Annotated in this window: 2 protein-coding genes; both read right to left on the minus strand. The window is 52.6% G+C overall.

From position 1 onward, the window contains the following. On the minus strand, nucleotides 1-203 hold a 203-nt coding region (locus ACTHUR_RS13990), incomplete at its 3' end, for a DUF2322 family protein (protein ID WP_440399149.1). Nucleotides 204-446: 243 nt separating this feature from the next. Continuing rightward, nucleotides 447-721 (minus strand): dCTP deaminase (gene dcd / locus ACTHUR_RS13995; protein ID WP_440399150.1); only part of this gene is annotated, 275 nt, incomplete at its 5' end.

The raw sequence follows: 721 nt of genomic DNA on the forward strand, positions 1-721 counted from the left end.
AACCAATCCAAACCCTGCGCAGCAGCAGTTGCATCGAGTTTGCCGACGAAATTCAATGCCAAAGCGTTGTAGAGTTTCAGCGAGCCTTGCTTGCCGGGCGCATTGGGGATGTGATGGACGGCTTTGCCTTGTGCGTCGAGGATGTCGAGTCCGCTCAAATGACCGATGTCAGGCATGGCGGCGAGGTTGTCTTGGAAGCTCATGGGTGTCCTTTCTAACATGGGATTTTCAACGAAAAATACCTTGTATAGTGGATTAACTTTAAACCAGTACGGCGTTGCCTCGCCTTAGCTCAAAGAGAACGATTCTCTAAGGTGCTGAAGCACCAAGTGAATCGGTTCCGTACTATCTGTACTGTCTGCGGCTTCGTCGCCTTGTCCTGATTTAAAGTTAATCCACTATAATGCCCTTAATGTCTGTAAAAGACGGGCGGCAGGCTGCCATCATCAGGTTTTCGGCAGGGTAACGCCGGTTTGACCCATGTATTTGCCGTTGCGGTCTTTGTAGGAGGTTTCGCAGATTTCGTCGCTTTCGAAGAAGAGGACTTGCGCTACGCCTTCGCCTGCGTAGATTTTGGCGGGTAGGGGAGTGGTGTTGGAAAACTCGAGGGTAACGTAGCCTTCCCATTCCGGCTCGAACGGGGTAACGTTGACGATGATGCCGCAGCGGGCGTAGGTGGATTTGCCCAAGCAGACGGTCAGGACGTTGCGCGGGATGCGGA

The organism is Neisseria sp. P0021.S007, assembly GCF_051956855.1.